Consider the following 1,095-nt stretch of genomic DNA (forward strand, 5'->3'; position numbering starts at 1 on the left):
ATATGCCTTCCAAAGCGAGAAGCCCACAAGTGAAGCACAGACAAAGAGGTAGGCAATGCCGAAGAAGCGTATCTGTCTGAAGCCGGTTTCGATGTTTTTAAGTGATTTGAATTCCATTTGAATACAGTTTTAAAGGTTATCGTTTGAGTAATCTTCCTGCGATGTTGCCGATGGCGGCACCTGTCGCACCTGCTGCTATCGAACCTGTACGGCTTGCTGTCTGCGCTACGTTCCTGCCGTAGTTGCCGGCACCGCCGCCTGCCTGGATTATCCAGTTGGCTACCGTAGGGATGGTAAAATATCCGATGATGCCGATAATGAGGAAGGTGATATAGACCGCATTCGACCCGTCAGGGATGAAGTTGGGATCGGACAACTGCTCGATGTCCTTCTGTAGCATCAGTACCTGTATGCGTGCAAGCACGCTACTGAATAGGTCGCTCACGGGCAGCCACAGATAGATGCTTATATATCGGACAAACCACTGCGTGAGTGAGGCGTGGAAGCCGTCCCAACAGGCTATCGCAAAGGATATGGGCCCGAGTATCGAGAGGACGATGAGGAAGAATGTTCTCAGCGTGTCTATGACAAGGGCTGCGGCATTGAACATCAGTTCCAACAGTTCACGGAAGAAGTTCTGAACAGCCTTTTTCATATTGTACATCGCACGATCCACATACATTCCGCAAGCCTCAATCGCATCCAGTGCACCGAGCTCATCGAGCTTGTTGTCAAAGGACTCCTTATCCACGAGGTAGGCCGTTTCGGGATTGCGTTTCATCGCCTCAAATTCCAACTTGTCCTTCTGCCTGCGATACTCGTTCATATCGAAGGTCTGCGTTTCAAGGATTCTGTGCGTTCCCGTCACGATGGGCGACATTACGCTGTTGAGCGTACCCAACACCAAGGTCGGAAAGAACATGATACACAATCCGAGAGCAAAGGGACGCAGGAGTGGAAAGACATCTATAGGCTCGGCTCTTGCCAATGACTGCCAGACACGATAGGCAACGTAAAAGAGAGCACCCAATCCGGCAAGTCCTTTGGCGACACCCGTCATCTGCGAACAGAGGGGCATCATATCCACATACAGAC

1 protein-coding gene and 1 pseudogene are annotated in these 1,095 nt (G+C 50.8%); both read right to left on the reverse strand.

The window, feature by feature from the left end; all coding sequences use genetic code 11:
• Positions 1 to 117, reverse strand: a pseudogene (locus NW211_RS13860) (conjugative transposon protein TraK); the annotation flags it as partial.
• Positions 118 to 136: 19 nt separating this feature from the next.
• Positions 137 to 1,093, reverse strand: a complete 957-nt coding sequence (traJ, locus tag NW211_RS13865) for a conjugative transposon protein TraJ (RefSeq protein WP_258328271.1) — start codon at positions 1,091 to 1,093, stop codon at positions 137 to 139.
• Positions 1,094 to 1,095: the final 2 nt, after the last annotated feature.

Origin of the sequence: Barnesiella sp. ET7 (genome assembly GCF_024733785.1) — a bacterium.
Lineage (GTDB): Bacteria > Bacteroidota > Bacteroidia > Bacteroidales > Barnesiellaceae > Barnesiella > Barnesiella merdigallinarum.